The sequence below is a fragment of the Musicola paradisiaca NCPPB 2511 genome (assembly GCF_000400505.1).
Classification (GTDB): Bacteria; Pseudomonadota; Gammaproteobacteria; order Enterobacterales; family Enterobacteriaceae; genus Musicola; species Musicola paradisiaca.
Genome location: NZ_CM001857.1, coordinates 3706415 through 3721765 on the forward strand (window position 1 = coordinate 3706415; position 15351 = coordinate 3721765).

Sequence of the window (15351 nt, forward strand, 5' to 3'; positions counted from 1 at the left end):
CAGGCCAAATCTGCCGGGAACGAATTTGAACGCTGCGGGCTACAGCCCCAAATCGGCGGGGCCCAGAGATGGGCCAAGTAATAAAACCCATGCACCTGCAATTTGAAGTATGGCGGGGATATATACCTCGTCGAGCCGGGCTATTTAATTCAAATAACAATAAGAATGCTCATGCAATAACCCCTGATTATTTAAAGGTTATTAATTTCACTCTGGCTTGTTTCTTATTTTTACTTAATTAAATTAAATAAATATTTTAGTATGTTTATTACTGGTTAAGCCCTTCGCAGCTATCTGTAACGACAAGCATTTTCAGGGAAATTTTCCATAAAAACATGACCAGGATTAACAATAATGTGACCTGCCAACATGGTGATCATAGTGATAAAGCCATACTATGTTGGTGTCTATTGCTTTTGCTACCGGCGCTATAGTGGCGGCACTCGGAAATAATGCCTGTGCAAAAGCCATAGCCGGGAAATATAAGACCTGATTAATCACTCAATTATGCGGGCAAGTGAGAGAAAAAATGTCGAATAAACCCTTTTATTACCAAGAGCCTTTCCCATTAGGCAAAGACAAAACCGAATATCGTCTTATCAGCAGCGACTTTGTCTCCGTCACCCAGTTTGAAGGTCAGGATATCCTGAAAATTCAGCCGGAAGCGCTGACTCTGCTGGCTCAGCAGGCATTCCACGATGCCTCTTTTCTACTGCGGCCAGCCCACCAGCAGCAAGTGGCTGATATTCTGAACGACCCCGAAGCCAGTGAAAACGACAAGTATGTCGCGCTGCAGTTCCTGCGCAACTCGGACATCGCCGCCAAAGGCGTACTGCCGACCTGCCAGGACACCGGCACCGCCATCATCGTCGGCAAGAAAGGCCAGCGCGTCTGGACCGGCGGCGATGATGCCGAAGCCTTGTCCCACGGCGTTTACAACACCTTTATTGAAGACAACCTGCGCTATTCCCAGAACGCAGCGCTGGATATGTATAAAGAAGTGAACACCGGTACCAACCTGCCGGCGCAGATCGACCTCTACAGCACCGAAGGCGACGAGTATAAGTTCCTGTTCGTCGCTAAAGGCGGCGGCTCCGCCAACAAAACCTATTTGTATCAAGAAACCAAGGCGCTGTTGAGCCCGGGTAAGCTGACCCATTATCTGGTCGACAAGATGCGCACGCTGGGCACTGCGGCCTGCCCGCCGTACCATATCGCGTTCGTTATCGGCGGTACTTCTGCGGAAACTACGCTGAAAACCGTCAAACTGGCCTCGACCCATTATTACGATGAGCTGCCGACCGAAGGCAATGAGCACGGTCAGGCCTTCCGCGATGTGGCGCTGGAACAGGAACTACTGGCAGAAGCCCGCAATCTGGGGCTGGGCGCTCAATTCGGCGGCAAATACTTCGCTCACGATATCCGGGTGATCCGCCTGCCGCGCCATGGCGCATCCTGCCCGGTGGGCATGGGCGTTTCCTGCTCCGCCGACCGCAACATCAAGGCGAAAATCAACCGTGATGGTATCTGGCTGGAACGGCTGGAAGCTAACCCTGGCAAATTCATCCCGGAACATCTGCGTCAGGCAGGCGAAGGCGAAGCCGTTCGCATCGATCTCAACAAGCCGATGGCGGAGATCCTCAAACAGCTGTCGCAATACCCGGTATCAACCCGTCTGTCGCTGAACGGTACTATCATCGTGGCTCGCGATATTGCTCATGCCAAGCTGAAGGAGATTCTGGACAACGGCGGCGAGCTGCCGCAATACGTGAAGGATCATCCGATCTACTACGCAGGCCCGGCCAAAACACCAACAGGTTACGCCTCCGGTTCCCTTGGCCCGACAACCGCCGGCCGTATGGACTCTTATGTAGATCTGTTGCAGTCGCATGGCGGTAGCATGATCATGCTGGCGAAAGGCAACCGCAGCCAGCAGGTGACTGACGCCTGCCATAAGCACGGCGGTTTCTACCTCGGCAGCATCGGCGGCCCGGCAGCGATTCTGGCGCAGAACAGCATCAAGAGCCTGACCTGCGTGGAATACCCGGAACTGGGTATGGAAGCGATTTGGAAAATCGAAGTGGAAAACTTCCCGGCCTTTATCCTGGTCGATGATAAGGGCAACGATTTCTTCCAGGTGATTCAGTCTCAGAAGTGCGCCAGCTGCACAGGGCACTGAAATTGATGCATCATCATGATTGACGGATAAGGGGTCGCGGTCGAATGTAAAACCGTTAAATCCGGTCAGGCGGAGAAACGCAAAGGAGAGTATTGCCGTTCCTTCGCCGACATCGGAATTTAGCTGAAAAACATTTGGCTGCCGCCCCTTGTTTGACCGCTCTCATTGCCCCACGCCATCCTGCCGCAACATCACGTTCTACCCAAACCAACCCGTATTTTGCCCTCTCGGTATAAAACATACGTTGTGACTTACCATCCTGCAGGTATAAAAACAGCCTCATCAACGCAATGCCAGAAACGACAAAGGGCCGTTAAACGGCCCTTTGGTATTTTGGTAGCAGCCTCAATCAGCTGGCTTTACGCTCGATATCCAGACGATACTGCACCAGATCCTCAATAGTCAGCACATGCATATTATGCTGTTTAGCAAAAGTGACGACTTCAGGCGCATGGGCCATAGAACCGTCGTCATTGGTCAGTTCGCACAACACACCGAACGGTTTGAGACCAGCCAGACGCATCAGATCCACAGTCGCTTCGGTATGGCCGCCGCGCACCAATACACCGCCAGGCTGTGCCCGCAGCGGGAACACATGACCAGGGCGGTTCAGGTCGCTGGCACGCGCATCATCCGCAATAGCGGTTCGAATAGTCGTCAAACGATCCGCCGCAGACACGCCGGTAGTAACGCCCTCGGCCGCCTCAATCGTTACGGTGAATGCGGTCTGATAGTGGCTGGAGTTATTCTCCACCATCATCGGCAACTCGAGTTTCTGACGGCGTTCCTCTGTAATACACAGGCAGACGATACCGCTCCCGTGACGGATGGTTAACGCCATTTGTTCAACTGTCATATGCTCGGCGGAGAAGATCATGTCGCCTTCATTCTCACGATCTTCATTATCCAGCACCAGCACACCCTGACCGTTGCGCAATGCGTCCAACGCACGTTCAACACGTTCGGAAGGAGTACCAAATTCGGAAAGTAATGTCTGATTCATGGTAAAAAAACCTCACTGTTAATATGGATTACCAGAATCAGGGCGGACTTGAGGAGTTGCTCTTGCACCAAAAATGCAGAAACAAAATAAATAACGCAGGCAGGCCGAAGCCTGACAGATACCGCTACTCTCTCCCATCCGGACTATAACCGTCGGCCCCGGAATTTCACCGGATCTGCTGACCTCTAAACTGCCGAAGCAATCTGAGCGCTCGCGGGCTTCCAGCCTTGTATCAAGAACTGGTTTACCGCCGGTGGGGAATTACGCCCCGCCCTGAGAATAAACGTGTCCACTATAGCGCTAATAACCTGACCGGGCAATCAACAAGCAGCGCTCTGGATCGCAAAATATCAAGAAAAGCCATCACTTTTTGTTTATAGGATACAGGGCAGGCATTACACTTACGCCACGAACGACTCCGTCAAACAGTGCAGGAAAGTGTCATGATTGACCCCAAGAAAATAGAGCAAATCGCGCGCCAGATGCAGGAGGCCATGCCGAAGGGCATTCGGGAATTTGGTGAAGATGTGGAGAAAAAAATCCGCCAGATACTGCAATCGCAGTTAACCAAGCTGGATCTGGTAGGTCGCGAAGAGTTTGACGTACAAACGCAGGTTCTGTTGCGCACGCGCGAAAAACTGGCGCTGCTGGAACAACGTATGGCCGCACTTGAAGCCAAAGCAGCCAACAGCGACACCGCTCCCCAGCACATGCCGGAACAGCAGTGATATACAACTGGGCAGAGCGATGGGCTCTGCCCGAAGTCCGGTTATTTCGCCACCAGGGCGTGTTTCCCCGACGGTAGCAGGCACCATAACGCCGCCAACATGCCGACTGCATACAGCGATTTTCCTCCCACCGTTAGCAGCAACAGCACGCAGAGCAGGCTTCCCACTCCAGCCATTATTCTGGATCGCCCTTTCAGCAACTTATATCCCGCCATCATGCACAGCAGATAGATAAGAATAAAAATGCCGTTGGCATAGACGATAAGCTCAGACAACGGCAGACCAACCCAGTAAATAATCAGACAACACAACAGGCAGCAGCAGACGACAGCCGATAACGCATTGACCGGTGCCCGACCGCGAGAAAGCCGAGCCAACGCGCTATTCTCCGGCGCCTGTGACCATACCAATCGAGCAAATCCTTGCGTGTATATGTTCACGCTGGCAAAACAAGCCAGATAACCAACGATACAGGCTACCCAAAGCGCCTGTTCACCGAACAGACTGACGACAATGCCGGGCAAAGACGCCGTCGCCGCTTGCTGCGGGCCATAAGCATCGAAGTGAAGCACAGCCACCGTGCAGCCCCAGTAAACTGCACCGGCCAGTAGCATGCCGATCAACAATGCGCGTGGAAAATCACGCTGCGGTGATTTGAATTCGGTCGCCAGATGCGCAAACGCCTCCAGCCCGACGAAACACCAGAACATGATCGACAACGCGCCCAGCATCTTTCCCATATCGATATCCGCTACGGCAATCCATGGGATCTGCGAGAATTGGATGCCCCCCTTCCACCAGATGGCGACGACCAGCATTACCACCAACAACGCAATCAATGTCTGAACCATTGCGCTGGAACCGGCGCTGCGTAATCCCAATAGCCAGATGACGCCTAGCGTCAGCAACTGTATCGCCAGCAACCCAGAGGAGGAAAAACCGAACGCCGCCTGCCAGAATCCTGATGCGATCTGCATGGCGGCAGGCAACCCGACGGGAATGACTGACAGAAACAGCCACCCGGTAACTCGGGCTAACCGCGGGCCAAACGCCAGGTGCACGAAATGAGCGGCACCGCCTGCATTAGGAAAGTGCCGTCCCAGCGCAGCGAAAGCGATCGCCACCGGGAATACCAACGTAATCAACAATGGCCACGCCCACAGGCTTTCGCCCTGGGCCTGACCGGCAACCAACGCCGGTACGGCAAAAACACCGGTTCCCAACAATGAGGTGGATAACAGCCCAATCCCCTGAATCAACCCCAGTTCTTGTTTTAATGTCTCTTTTCCTGCCACACCACACCCTGTCATTCACCATGACCGCCAACGGTTGAATCCTCTGCCGACGCATCAATCACATTCAGTAAAACCCGCTTTTATAAAAGGCAGCGTTGAGCTCACCCCATAGCGTCGCACTAGAAAAACTCAGCCGCTCCAGAAATCTTAAAATTCAAACACCAATCGGGCAGAACCCAAACCGTTGGCGGCTAAACCATTTTCGGTTGGCCCATAAAAAAACCCCCAAAGCCGGGGGTTTACGGAAAACGCTGACAACATCAGCTATTTCGAACCCGCAACACTTCGCGGATGCGGGATTTGTAGACCTCCACCTTCTGTGGAGTCAGCAGGCGACGCTCCTCATCCAGCACAATGCCACCAATATCGTCGGCAATGCGCTGGGCTGACTGCAGCATCAATTTGAAATTCTGGCTGGCGTCGCCATAGGACGGCACCATCATGAAGATGGATATGCCCGGCGTGGTGAACTCGGACATCGCGTCAATATTGAACGACCCAGGCTTAACCATGTTCGCCAAGCTAAACAGCACCGGCCCGCTGCCGGATGGATTCACATGACGATGGAAAATATTCATTTCGCCAAACTGGAAACCCGCCTGAAGAATGCTCTGCAGCAATAACTCACCGCCGATGACGCCGCCCTGATGTGCGGCCACATGCAACACCAGCACGGTCTCTTGCACTGACTCCAGCGCGTCGGTCGCCGAAGTTGGCGCCTCATCATAGGCAATCGGATTTGGTTGCTCATGCTCATCCTGCTCAGAGGCAGGTGCAAAGGTTTCCTGCGGAGTCGAAACCGGCGGCTGATAGGACGGTTCAGAATGCGGTATGACGCGAGAATCCTGTTCCGTCGTCGCACGTTGGCCGACGATGGGCTCAGGAGCATCCAGCAACGGATCGTAACCTGACGAAGAAGGGGATGCCCCTTGCGAACGAGACGACGGACGCTCGTCCTGCGAGCTCGGAGATTGAGGATGATAACTGCCCAGTGAAGGTTCGCCATGGGTACGCGCGCTGCGCACTCGCACTTCTCCGACGCCTTCATCAGGTTCATCAGCCGGCGTTTCTTCACGCTTCGACTTCAGACGTTTCACAGGGCGATCGCGGAAGAGGGACGAGCGTTCCTTACGGCTTGTCCATAGACCATGCAGTAACAGTGCTATAATTGCGATCGCGCCAACAACGATTAAGATCAGACGCAGGTCCTGCATCATTGCTATCCCGGTTATTCCAAACATTGCCACTACGGCAAATACACATATCTCTAACTGTATTTGCCTGTGTACCCAAGTGCAAGCGCGGCCGATAGTTTATGACAATAAAGATAGACGTGGCGCATTTTTTTGCTGACTTTTCACACAAATCCTATCTGGCTTGTTGAAAATCATCCCTATATGATGCCGTAACCCGCATTTTCACGGTAAGAACGGTACAATGACGCACAAACAACAAGTTGATAATTCACGCAGTGGTTTCCATTACTTCATGAAAGGCTGGGAATTACTTGCTCTTCCCGGTATCCGCCGCTTTGTCATCCTTCCCTTGCTGGTCAACATCCTGTTGATGGGCGCGGCGTTCTGGTGGCTGTTCCACCAATTGGGAACCTGGATTCCTCTGTTGATGAGCCACATCCCCGACTGGCTGCAATGGCTCAGCTATCTGATCTGGCCTCTGGTGACGGTTTCTATCCTGCTGGTATTCAGCTACTTTTTCAGCACCATCACCAACTTGATCGCAGCGCCGTTTAACGGCTTATTGGCAGAACAGCTGGAAGCACGTCTGACCGGCCATACGCCGCCCTCAAGCGGATTACTGGATATCCTTAAAGACGTTCCTCGCATCATGCGACGCGAAATGCAGAAATTGGCCTATTATTTACCCAGGGCGTTGGTGCTCGTTCTGCTCTACTTTATTCCCGGCATAGGCCAGACGCTGATTCCCGTAATCTGGTTCCTGTTCAGCGCCTGGATGCTGGCGGTGCAATATTGCGACTACCCTTTTGATAACCACAAGATCAGTTTCCCGGTCATGCGGCAAGCGCTGCGTCAGCATAAAATCGCCAATCTACAGTTGGGTTCGCTGATCAGCCTGTGCACCATGGTGCCGCTGCTCAATTTGCTCATCATGCCGGTCGCTGTATGCGCTGCAACCTCCATGTGGGTTGATCGTTATCGTCATCTTTCCGCCACGGCGAATAGACGCTAATCGGAGCGAACTATGCAGGAAAATGATGAAAACATATTTCCTCAGAACATAACGATATAGCGATTCTTTACTTCACTGGCTGTCTCGAACGAGTATTCTCTCTAGCGTTCGCAAAAATTTCATACAGTTATTAAGGACGGGCTATGAGCAAGATCTACGAAGACAACTCTTTCACAATCGGCCATACGCCGCTGGTTCGCCTCAATCGTATCGGTAACGGACGTATCCTGGCCAAGGTGGAATCTCGCAATCCGAGTTTCAGCGTAAAATGCCGTATCGGCGCCAACATGATTTGGGACGCCGAAAAACGCGGCCTACTGAAACCGGGCATTGAGCTCGTAGAGCCCACCAGTGGAAATACCGGCATCGCGCTGGCCTATGTTGCCGCCGCGCGTGGTTACAAACTGACGCTGACCATGCCGGAAACCATGAGTCTGGAACGCCGTAAGCTGCTGAAAGCCTTGGGTGCCAATTTGGTGCTGACCGAAGGCGCCAAGGGAATGAAAGGCGCTATCGCCAAAGCCGAGGAAATCGTCGCCAGCGACCCGCAGCGTTATTTGATACTGCAGCAGTTCAGCAATCCCGCCAACCCTGAAATCCACGAGAAAACCACCGGCCCGGAAATCTGGGAAGATACCGACGGCCAGATTGACGTATTTATTGCCGGCGTCGGTACCGGCGGTACCTTGACCGGCGTCAGTCGCTATATCAAGAACACTCAGGGGAAAGCCATTACGGCGGTTGCGGTGGAGCCTGCCGACTCCCCGGTTATCAGCCAGGCATTGGCAGGCGAAGAAATCAAACCGGGCCCACATAAGATTCAGGGCATCGGCGCAGGTTTCATCCCGGCGAACTTGGATCTGACACTGATTGACCGCGTAGAAAAAATCAGCAATGACGACGCGATTAATACCGCGCGTCGTCTGATGGAAGAAGAAGGCATTCTAGCCGGGATCTCTTCTGGCGCGGCGGTCGCTGCAGCCCTAAATCTGTTGAAGGAAGAGGCGTTCGCCGACAAAACCATCGTGGTTATTCTGCCGTCTTCCGGTGAGCGCTACCTGAGTACCGCGCTGTTTGCCGATCTGTTTACCGAACAGGAATTACAGCAGTAACCCCCGACGAATAGTTAATTCACGGTTAAAAAAGCACCCTCCGGGGTGCTTTTTTGTGGCGGACTTCAAACTTTATATCACTTCTCCATTGCTTTTCCGGGGCAGGTTTAGTATTTAACCGGTCAATTATTTTGATGCGTAAAATTAATATCAGCCGATGCCCTCAAATGCGGCACTCGTCTTACCAGGATGATTCGACACGGCCGGGTCGAATCCATCCGCCACAAGGCGAACCGTAATCACTCGGGTGTTTCTTGCCGATATTCGACCAGGGCGACGCAGCAACGTTTCCTTAACCACGCATCCCGGCCGGCTCTGACTCCGTTCAGGGCTAACAGTCAGGCTAAAGTTCGGTACATACACTAAACTTTAGTGCCGTTATATAAATCTTATGCAACAAGTTGGGGAAAACAGAATGTTCCAGCAAGAAGTGACTATCACCGCTCCAAATGGTCTGCACACCCGTCCCGCTGCCCAGTTCGTGAAAGAAGCCAAAGCTTTCGCCTCTGAAATCAACGTTACGTCCAACGGCAAAAGTGCCAGCGCTAAAAGCCTGTTTAAATTGCAGACCCTCGGGCTGACACAAGGTACCGTAGTAACCATCTCCGCCGAGGGCGAAGATGAAAAAAATGCCGTTGAGCATCTGGTCAAACTGATGGCTGAGCTTGAGTAATACAGCCTGTTTTCTTTGGTGAACATCAGAATACAGTAAGGTAGGGTTATGATTTCAGGCATATTAGTATCACCGGGTATCGCTTTTGGTACGGCACTGCTGCTGAAGGATGAAGAAATCATCCTTAACCGTAAAAAGATCGCTGCCGATCAGGTTGAACAGGAAATCGAACGTTTCCTGAGCGGTCGTGCCAAGGCATCACTTCAGCTGGAAGCCATCAAGAAGAAAGCGGCGGAAACGCTTGGCCCGGAAAAAGAAGCCATCTTCGAAGGGCACATCATGCTGTTGGAAGATGAAGAGTTCGAGCAGGAAATCATAACCCTGATTAAAGACGATCATGCGTCTGCCGACTCCGCAGCGTTTTCCGTCATCGAAAGCCAGGCCAAAGCGCTGGAAGAGTTGGATGACGAGTACCTGAAAGAACGCGCCGCCGACATGCGCGATATCGGTAAACGTTTACTGAAAAACATTCTCGGCATGAACATTGTCGATCTGGGCGACATCCAGGATGAAGTGATTCTGATCGCCAAGGATCTGACCCCGTCCGAAACCGCGCAGTTAAACCTGAACAAGGTGCTGGGTTTTATTACTGACATCGGCGGCCGTACTTCCCATACCTCCATCATGGCCCGCTCGCTTGAACTGCCGGCCATTGTGGGCACCACCGATGCCACCCAAAAGATCAAAAACGGCGATTTTCTGATCATTGACGGGGTAAACAATCAGATTTACCAAAATCCTGAACAGGACGTTATCGAAAAGCTCAAGGCGATTCAGGAACAGTACAACACCGAGAAGTATGAACTCGCCAAACTGAAAGATCTGCCGGCCATCACGCTGGACGGCCATCAGGTTGAGGTTTGCGCCAATATCGGCACCGTGCGCGATATCGCTGGCGCCGAACGTAACGGCGCCGAGGGTGTCGGTCTGTACCGCACCGAATTCCTGTTTATGGATCGCGATGCGCTGCCGACGGAAGAAGAGCAGTTCCATGCCTACAAAGCCGTAGCCGAAGCCATGGGCGCGCAGGCTGTCATTGTTCGTACCATGGATATCGGTGGTGACAAAGATCTGCCGTACATGGATCTGCCGAAGGAAGAGAACCCATTCCTTGGCTGGCGTGCAATCCGCATTTGTTTGGATCGTAAAGAAATTCTTCATTCTCAGCTGCGCGCTATCCTGCGTGCGTCTGCGTTTGGCAAATTACGCATCATGTTCCCGATGATCATCTCCGTGGAAGAAGTGCGTACTCTGAAAGCGGAATTGGAGATGCTCAAAGCCCAGTTGCGTGCGGAAAACAAAACATTTGATGAGACGATCGAAGTGGGCGTCATGGTGGAAACGCCGGCGGCCGCGGCTATCGCTCATCATTTGGCGAAGGAAGTTGATTTCTTTAGTATTGGGACAAACGACCTGACCCAGTATACTCTGGCGGTGGATCGCGGTAACGAGCTGATTTCCCATCTCTACAACCCGATGTCCCCGGCGGTATTGACCCTGATCAAGCAGGTAATCGACGCTTCTCACGCGGAAGGTAAGTGGACCGGTATGTGCGGTGAGCTTGCTGGCGACGAACGTGCTACACTACTGCTGTTGGGGATGGGGCTGGATGAATTCAGCATGAGTGCGATCTCGATTCCTCGCATCAAGAAAATTATCCGTAATGCCAATTACGAAGATGCGAAAGCGCTGGCGGAACAGGCGTTAGCTCAGCCGACAGCAGAAGAGTTGAGCAGTCTGGTAAGCCGGTTCATTAAAGAAAAGACACTTTGCTGATACCGCTATGCTGGCCCAATATTAATGCTTAGGAGAGAATCATGGGTTTGTTCGATAAGCTGAAATCTCTGGTTTCTGATGACAAAAAAAGCACCGGCAGCATTGAAATCATTGCACCGTTGTCAGGTGAAATCGTCAATATTGAAGATGTGCCTGACGTAGTTTTTGCCGAGAAAATCGTGGGGGATGGCATTGCCATCAAACCGACCGGTAACAAAATGGTGGCGCCGGTAGACGGCACTATCGGTAAAATTTTCGAAACCAATCATGCTTTTTCCATCGAATCAGACAGTGGTATCGAACTTTTCGTTCACTTCGGTATTGATACGGTTGAATTGAAAGGCGAAGGTTTCAAACGCATTGCGGAAGAAGGCCAGCGCGTCAAAACAGGCGACGTCGTGATTGAATTTGATTTGCCGTTGTTGGAAGAAAAAGCCAAATCGACTCTGACTCCTGTGGTCATTTCCAATATGGATGAAATCAAGGAGTTGACCAAGCTGAGCGGTACTGTTGTAGTCGGTGAAACACCGGTTATCCGCATCAAGAAATAACGGTTAGCGCCGCGAAATACGTTTGCAGACGCCGCCCTTGCTCATGCCGGGGCGGCGTTTTTTTGGCGAACGGAAAACTATCTCAGTTCTCGGAAAACTATCTCAGTTCTCAGTGTAGGGATGTTCATCCATTGTGCTGACAATCAACAGAGCGTGATTACCGCCTGCGGAGGCTAACGCCAGGCAGCATGCTCTGGCGTCATACACGGATCAGTTCAAGATGCCGCCATCCCCCAAACACCGTGGCCCGCCGCAACGGACTTCGGTTCGCCTACGGATAGCGAACTCTCAATCATAACCCATCAATTATCAAGGGATTGCCAAATGGGTAGGCAGATGCGAATCAGCAAACCGCCTGATTCACGATTCTCAGCCTCAATCCTGCCGCCATGGGCCAGCACTGCCTTGCGGGCGATCGCTAACCCTAAACCGTAGCCTTTGCCGGACTGAGGCGAATCAATGCGCATGAAGGGGTCGAAAATGCTGGAGAGCTTGCTTTCCTCGACGCCGGGTCCTTGATCCGCCACGCCAATCGTCCATTCATGCTCACTGCGGGACAACATAACCGACACCTGCATCCCTTGTCCGGAAAACCGCAGCGCGTTTCTGACGATATTGTCCAATGCCCGCCGTATCAGCTCGGCCGCACCTTTAACGGTATAATCGTCATATTCGCCGGTGCTCAGCACGATGTGCACGCCGGGAACCTGCGCTTCATACCGCGCATCGTTCACCACCGCATTCACCAGTCCAAGCAAATCGAAATACTCTTCGTTATTCCCTGCGGCATTTTCCGCCCGCGACAACGTCAACAATTCGCCGATCATCTTATCCATCCGCTCGGCTTCCCGTTCGATGCGTTGCAGCGAATTTTCTACGTTGTCCTGATTCTGGCGCGCCAGCCCGATAGCCAATTGCAAGCGCGCCAGCGGCGAGCGTAATTCGTGCGATACGTCATGCAACAATTGCTCTCTGGCATCAACCAATACCGCCAACCGCCCGGCCATAGCGTCGAAATCCCGGGCAACGTCGCTGATTTCATCATGGCGGCGCCGCATGGCGGGAAACAACCGTACCGACAAGTCCCCCTGAGAAACACGATCGAACCCGCCGCGCAACTGGCTAAGCGGTCGAGTCAGGTTCCAGGCCATCAGCCAGCTGAACAGCAAGCCGCCAAGCCCGCCAAGCCAGATCATCGGCGGTGGAAGATGCAGAAAAAACGGCACCGGCGCAGTACCGCGATCAGGCATCAAATCGTGACGCCAGCGATCGACATTAAAACGCACCAGATAGCGCTGGCCATCCGCAAGCTGCACTACCTGCGTAGTTGTGGTATCCGACAAGCCATCGTTCCTGGCGGGCGCATTATCCGGCGGCGGTCGCTGGCCCATCGCGCCCGGCTCGCCGCCCGGTGGCGGCATCGGCGCCATCAGCAGATCGTGTTCCGGCGCCTCCGGGGCATAAAAATCCTCATCCTCATCAATCGGAAAGATGCTGATATAACGCCGGGACGCTTCCGGCCAGGACGACATCTCTTCAGACAACGCCGCCATCCCACCGCTATGCAGCGCCTGAACAGCCAGCGAAAGCTGCAACGCAATAACCTGGCGTCCCAGCCGCACTTCCGGCGGCTGGTTGCCGTCGCGTTCACCGTAAAACGAGAATCCGACCCACAGCAATTGGGAAATCAGGAAAAAGGTCAGCCATAACCCCAGTAAAATTTTCCAGAACAACCTGCCATGCATGATCAACGAATCCGATAGCCGACGCTGCGCACGGTTTCAATGGTCAAAGTGCACCCATCCAAAAGCGCGAGTTTCTGACGGATATTACTGATGTGGACATCCACGCTGCGATCGTAGGCCTCACGGCGGCGACCAAGACATTTCTCGGACAACTCATCCTTGGTCACTACTCGCTCGGAAGAACGCATCAACAGCTCCAGCAAGTTAAACTCGGATGCAGTCAGATCAAACGCCTTGCCGCACCATTCGCTGCTGCGGGTAGATGGGTTGATGACCAGATCGCCATAACTGACGGTACTCACGTCCGCCGACGCCTCCGAGCGATCTTCGTAGCGACGTAGCACGGCCCGCAAACGGGCGACCAGCTCGCGGGGATAGCAAGGCTTAGGCACATAATCATCCGCCCCCATCTCCAGCCCGATAACCCGGTCGATATTGTCGCCTTTCGCCGTCAGCATAATGACGGGTATCTGCCGGTCGCGACGAACCTGCCGCAGGACATCGATACCACTCATATCCGGCAGCATGATATCCAGAATCATGGCGGTATACTGATCGGACATGGCGCCGTCCACCCCTTCCCTGCCGGTCATCACCTGCGACGTACTGAACCCTTCCGCCGTCAGGTATTCACACAGCATATTGCCCAGTTCAGCATCATCATCTACCAGTAAAATTTTCATACCCTATTCCCGTGCGTTTTTCACCGAGTCTATTCTCAAGGCAACGCTTTTTACGCGCAGCCCCATTTACGGAATCCTTACCTTTCACTGAAAAAAAGATTACCTCTTCTGTGCAGCACGGCGGGTACAGTAAGCTGTTTCCGGATTTCACCAGTAAGGACACGTCAGTTTTGAGCATATCCCGCTTACACTCCAGCCGAAAACTGTGGCTATCGGCCTGCCTTTTACTCTTGATGCTGGCTGTAGCCTTTTTCCTGTTTCGCCCTGCGCCGCCAGTGAACTATATCACCACCCCGATTGAACTCCGCGATCTGGAGCAAACCGTGCTGGCGGACGGTACCGTCAACGCCAAAAAGCTGGTCAGCGTCGGCGCGCAGGTGTCCGGCCAGATCAAAGTATTGCCGGTATCGTTAGGGGATCGCGTCCAAAAAGGGCAGCTGCTGGCTGAAATCGATGATCTGACCCAACAGAATACCCTCAAGGACAGCGAGGCCGCGCTACAAAACATTCAGGCACAGCGGATAGCCAAACTCGCCACCCAGCGCAACAATCAGCTCGGTTGGCAACGTCAGCAAATGTTGATGCAAAAAGGCGTAGGTGCACAGGCGGATTACGATAGCGCCAAAGCGACGCTGGATACCACGCAGGCAGAGATTGCGGCGCTGGATGCACAAATCATCCAGGCGAAAATCGCGGTGAATACCGCGCAGGTCAATCTGGGTTACACCAAAATTGTCTCACCGATAGACGGCACTATCGTGGCGCTGCCGGTAGAACAAGGCCAGACGGTCAATGCAGTACAGAGCGCGCCCACCATCGCCAAGGTGGCCAATCTGAGCACCATGACCATCGAAGCCAAGATTTCAGAAGCCGACGTCATCAACGTTCGGCCCGGTATGCCGGTCTGGTTTACCATTTTGGGCAACCCGCATAAACGTTATCAGGCGACGCTGCGCGCTATCGAACCGGCCCCCGAATCCATCAGCAGCGAAAGTTCAAGCAGCAGCAGCTCATCCAGCAGCGCCAGCAGTTCCGGATCCGGCTCCAGCAGTTCATCCAGCACCGCGATTTACTATAACGGCCTGTTCGACGTGGAGAACCCCGACGAGACACTGCGCATCTCCATGACGGCGCAGGTCTATATTCTGTTATCGTCCGCCAGGCAGGCCGCCGTGGTTCCCGTCAGCGCGCTGATTAACCGTCAGGGCAAAACCTTCGTGCAAGTCGTCACCCCGCAGCAGCGGGTGGAACAGCGGGAAGTCGTCACCGGCATCAACGACAATGCCTACATCCAAATTCTCTCTGGCGCGAAGGCTGGCGAACAGGTCATCATCAGCCAGCAAAGCGGCTCGGCCACCACATCCTCCCATCCACCGGCACCGCCAATGGGATTCTGAC

13 protein-coding genes and 1 riboswitch are annotated in these 15351 nt (G+C 53.3%); of the genes, 8 read left to right on the forward strand and 5 right to left on the reverse strand.

Annotated elements, in window-relative coordinates; all coding sequences use genetic code 11:
• Positions 1 to 529: 529 nt before the first annotated feature.
• A complete protein-coding gene (gene fumA, locus DPA2511_RS16335) occupies positions 530 to 2179 on the forward strand; it encodes a class I fumarate hydratase FumA (RefSeq protein ID WP_015854848.1) in 1650 nt (549 codons plus the stop codon).
• A gap of 349 nt (positions 2180 to 2528) precedes the next feature.
• Here fumA and ribB read toward each other — a convergent pair whose 3' ends face one another.
• A complete protein-coding gene (ribB, locus tag DPA2511_RS16340; RefSeq protein WP_015854849.1) occupies positions 2529 to 3182 on the reverse strand; it encodes a 3,4-dihydroxy-2-butanone-4-phosphate synthase in 654 nt (217 codons plus the stop codon).
• Positions 3183 to 3304: 122 nt separating this feature from the next.
• Positions 3305 to 3467, reverse strand: a riboswitch (FMN riboswitch).
• A gap of 158 nt (positions 3468 to 3625) precedes the next feature.
• Here ribB and ubiK point away from each other — a divergent pair.
• Positions 3626 to 3910, forward strand: a complete 285-nt coding sequence (ubiK, locus tag DPA2511_RS16345) for a ubiquinone biosynthesis accessory factor UbiK (RefSeq protein ID WP_015854850.1) — start codon at positions 3626 to 3628, stop codon at positions 3908 to 3910.
• Between the two features lie 41 nt (positions 3911 to 3951).
• On the opposite strand, the gene yjeH is transcribed toward ubiK, so the two are convergent.
• Together yjeH and zipA are read right to left on the reverse strand one after the other, a co-directional pair.
• On the reverse strand, positions 3952 to 5220 hold the full coding sequence (yjeH, locus tag DPA2511_RS16350) for an L-methionine/branched-chain amino acid transporter (protein WP_015854851.1): 1269 nt from the start codon (positions 5218 to 5220) through the stop codon (positions 3952 to 3954).
• A gap of 245 nt (positions 5221 to 5465) precedes the next feature.
• Entirely contained in the window at positions 5466 to 6422 is a 957-nt protein-coding gene (gene zipA, locus DPA2511_RS16355) for a cell division protein ZipA (protein ID WP_015854852.1), read from the reverse strand.
• A gap of 220 nt (positions 6423 to 6642) precedes the next feature.
• On the opposite strand from zipA, the gene cysZ reads away from it, so the two are divergent.
• The 5 genes from cysZ to crr all read left to right on the forward strand — a co-directional run bounded on the left by cysZ (position 6643) and on the right by crr (position 11525).
• Positions 6643 to 7413 carry a sulfate transporter CysZ gene (cysZ, locus tag DPA2511_RS16360; protein ID WP_015854853.1) on the forward strand — a complete coding sequence of 257 codons (771 nt, stop codon included), beginning with the start codon at positions 6643 to 6645 and terminating at the stop codon, positions 7411 to 7413.
• A 143-nt stretch (positions 7414 to 7556) separates the two neighbouring features.
• Positions 7557 to 8525 (forward strand): cysteine synthase A, encoded by a 969-nt coding sequence (cysK, locus tag DPA2511_RS16365; RefSeq protein WP_015854854.1) that lies wholly within the window; start codon positions 7557 to 7559, stop codon positions 8523 to 8525.
• A 415-nt stretch (positions 8526 to 8940) separates the two neighbouring features.
• Entirely contained in the window at positions 8941 to 9198 is a 258-nt protein-coding gene (ptsH, locus tag DPA2511_RS16370; protein WP_015854855.1) for a phosphocarrier protein Hpr, read from the forward strand.
• A 48-nt stretch (positions 9199 to 9246) separates the two neighbouring features.
• Entirely contained in the window at positions 9247 to 10974 is a 1728-nt protein-coding gene (gene ptsI, locus DPA2511_RS16375; protein WP_015854856.1) for a phosphoenolpyruvate-protein phosphotransferase PtsI, read from the forward strand.
• 41 nt (positions 10975 to 11015) lie between these two features.
• Complete coding sequence (gene crr / locus DPA2511_RS16380; protein WP_015854857.1) at positions 11016 to 11525, forward strand: PTS glucose transporter subunit IIA; 510 nt, start codon at positions 11016 to 11018, stop codon at positions 11523 to 11525.
• A gap of 302 nt (positions 11526 to 11827) precedes the next feature.
• Here the strand turns inward: crr and DPA2511_RS16385 are convergent, their stop codons facing one another.
• Both DPA2511_RS16385 and DPA2511_RS16390 read right to left on the reverse strand, forming a co-directional pair.
• Positions 11828 to 13270, reverse strand: a complete 1443-nt coding sequence (locus tag DPA2511_RS16385) for an ATP-binding protein (RefSeq protein WP_015854858.1) — start codon at positions 13268 to 13270, stop codon at positions 11828 to 11830.
• Between the two features lie 2 nt (positions 13271 to 13272).
• A complete protein-coding gene (locus DPA2511_RS16390) occupies positions 13273 to 13953 on the reverse strand; it encodes a response regulator transcription factor (protein ID WP_015854859.1) in 681 nt (226 codons plus the stop codon).
• Positions 13954 to 14186: 233 nt separating this feature from the next.
• Between DPA2511_RS16390 and DPA2511_RS16395 the strand changes: the two genes are divergently transcribed.
• Positions 14187 to 15350 (forward strand): efflux RND transporter periplasmic adaptor subunit, encoded by a 1164-nt coding sequence (locus DPA2511_RS16395; RefSeq protein WP_015854861.1) that lies wholly within the window; start codon positions 14187 to 14189, stop codon positions 15348 to 15350.
• Position 15351: the final 1 nt, after the last annotated feature.

Bases quoted from the DNA above. Each gene is read 5' to 3' on its own strand.
- fumA (WP_015854848.1), top strand. From the start codon at position 530: ATGTCGAATAAACCCTTTTATTACCAAGAGCCTTTCCCATTAGGCAAA.
- DPA2511_RS16390 (WP_015854859.1), bottom strand. From the start codon at position 13,953: ATGAAAATTTTACTGGTAGATGATGATGCTGAACTGGGCAATATGCTG.
- ubiK (WP_015854850.1), top strand. From the start codon at position 3,626: ATGATTGACCCCAAGAAAATAGAGCAAATCGCGCGCCAGATGCAGGAG.
- ribB (WP_015854849.1), bottom strand. From the start codon at position 3,182: ATGAATCAGACATTACTTTCCGAATTTGGTACTCCTTCCGAACGTGTT.
- ptsH (WP_015854855.1), top strand. From the start codon at position 8,941: ATGTTCCAGCAAGAAGTGACTATCACCGCTCCAAATGGTCTGCACACC.
- yjeH (WP_015854851.1), bottom strand. From the start codon at position 5,220: ATGACAGGGTGTGGTGTGGCAGGAAAAGAGACATTAAAACAAGAACTG.
- DPA2511_RS16395 (WP_015854861.1), top strand. From the start codon at position 14,187: ATGCTGGCTGTAGCCTTTTTCCTGTTTCGCCCTGCGCCGCCAGTGAAC.
- ptsI (WP_015854856.1), top strand. From the start codon at position 9,247: ATGATTTCAGGCATATTAGTATCACCGGGTATCGCTTTTGGTACGGCA.
- DPA2511_RS16385 (WP_015854858.1), bottom strand. From the start codon at position 13,270: ATGCATGGCAGGTTGTTCTGGAAAATTTTACTGGGGTTATGGCTGACC.
- crr (WP_015854857.1), top strand. From the start codon at position 11,016: ATGGGTTTGTTCGATAAGCTGAAATCTCTGGTTTCTGATGACAAAAAA.
- cysK (WP_015854854.1), top strand. From the start codon at position 7,557: ATGAGCAAGATCTACGAAGACAACTCTTTCACAATCGGCCATACGCCG.
- cysZ (WP_015854853.1), top strand. From the start codon at position 6,643: ATGACGCACAAACAACAAGTTGATAATTCACGCAGTGGTTTCCATTAC.
- zipA (WP_015854852.1), bottom strand. From the start codon at position 6,422: ATGATGCAGGACCTGCGTCTGATCTTAATCGTTGTTGGCGCGATCGCA.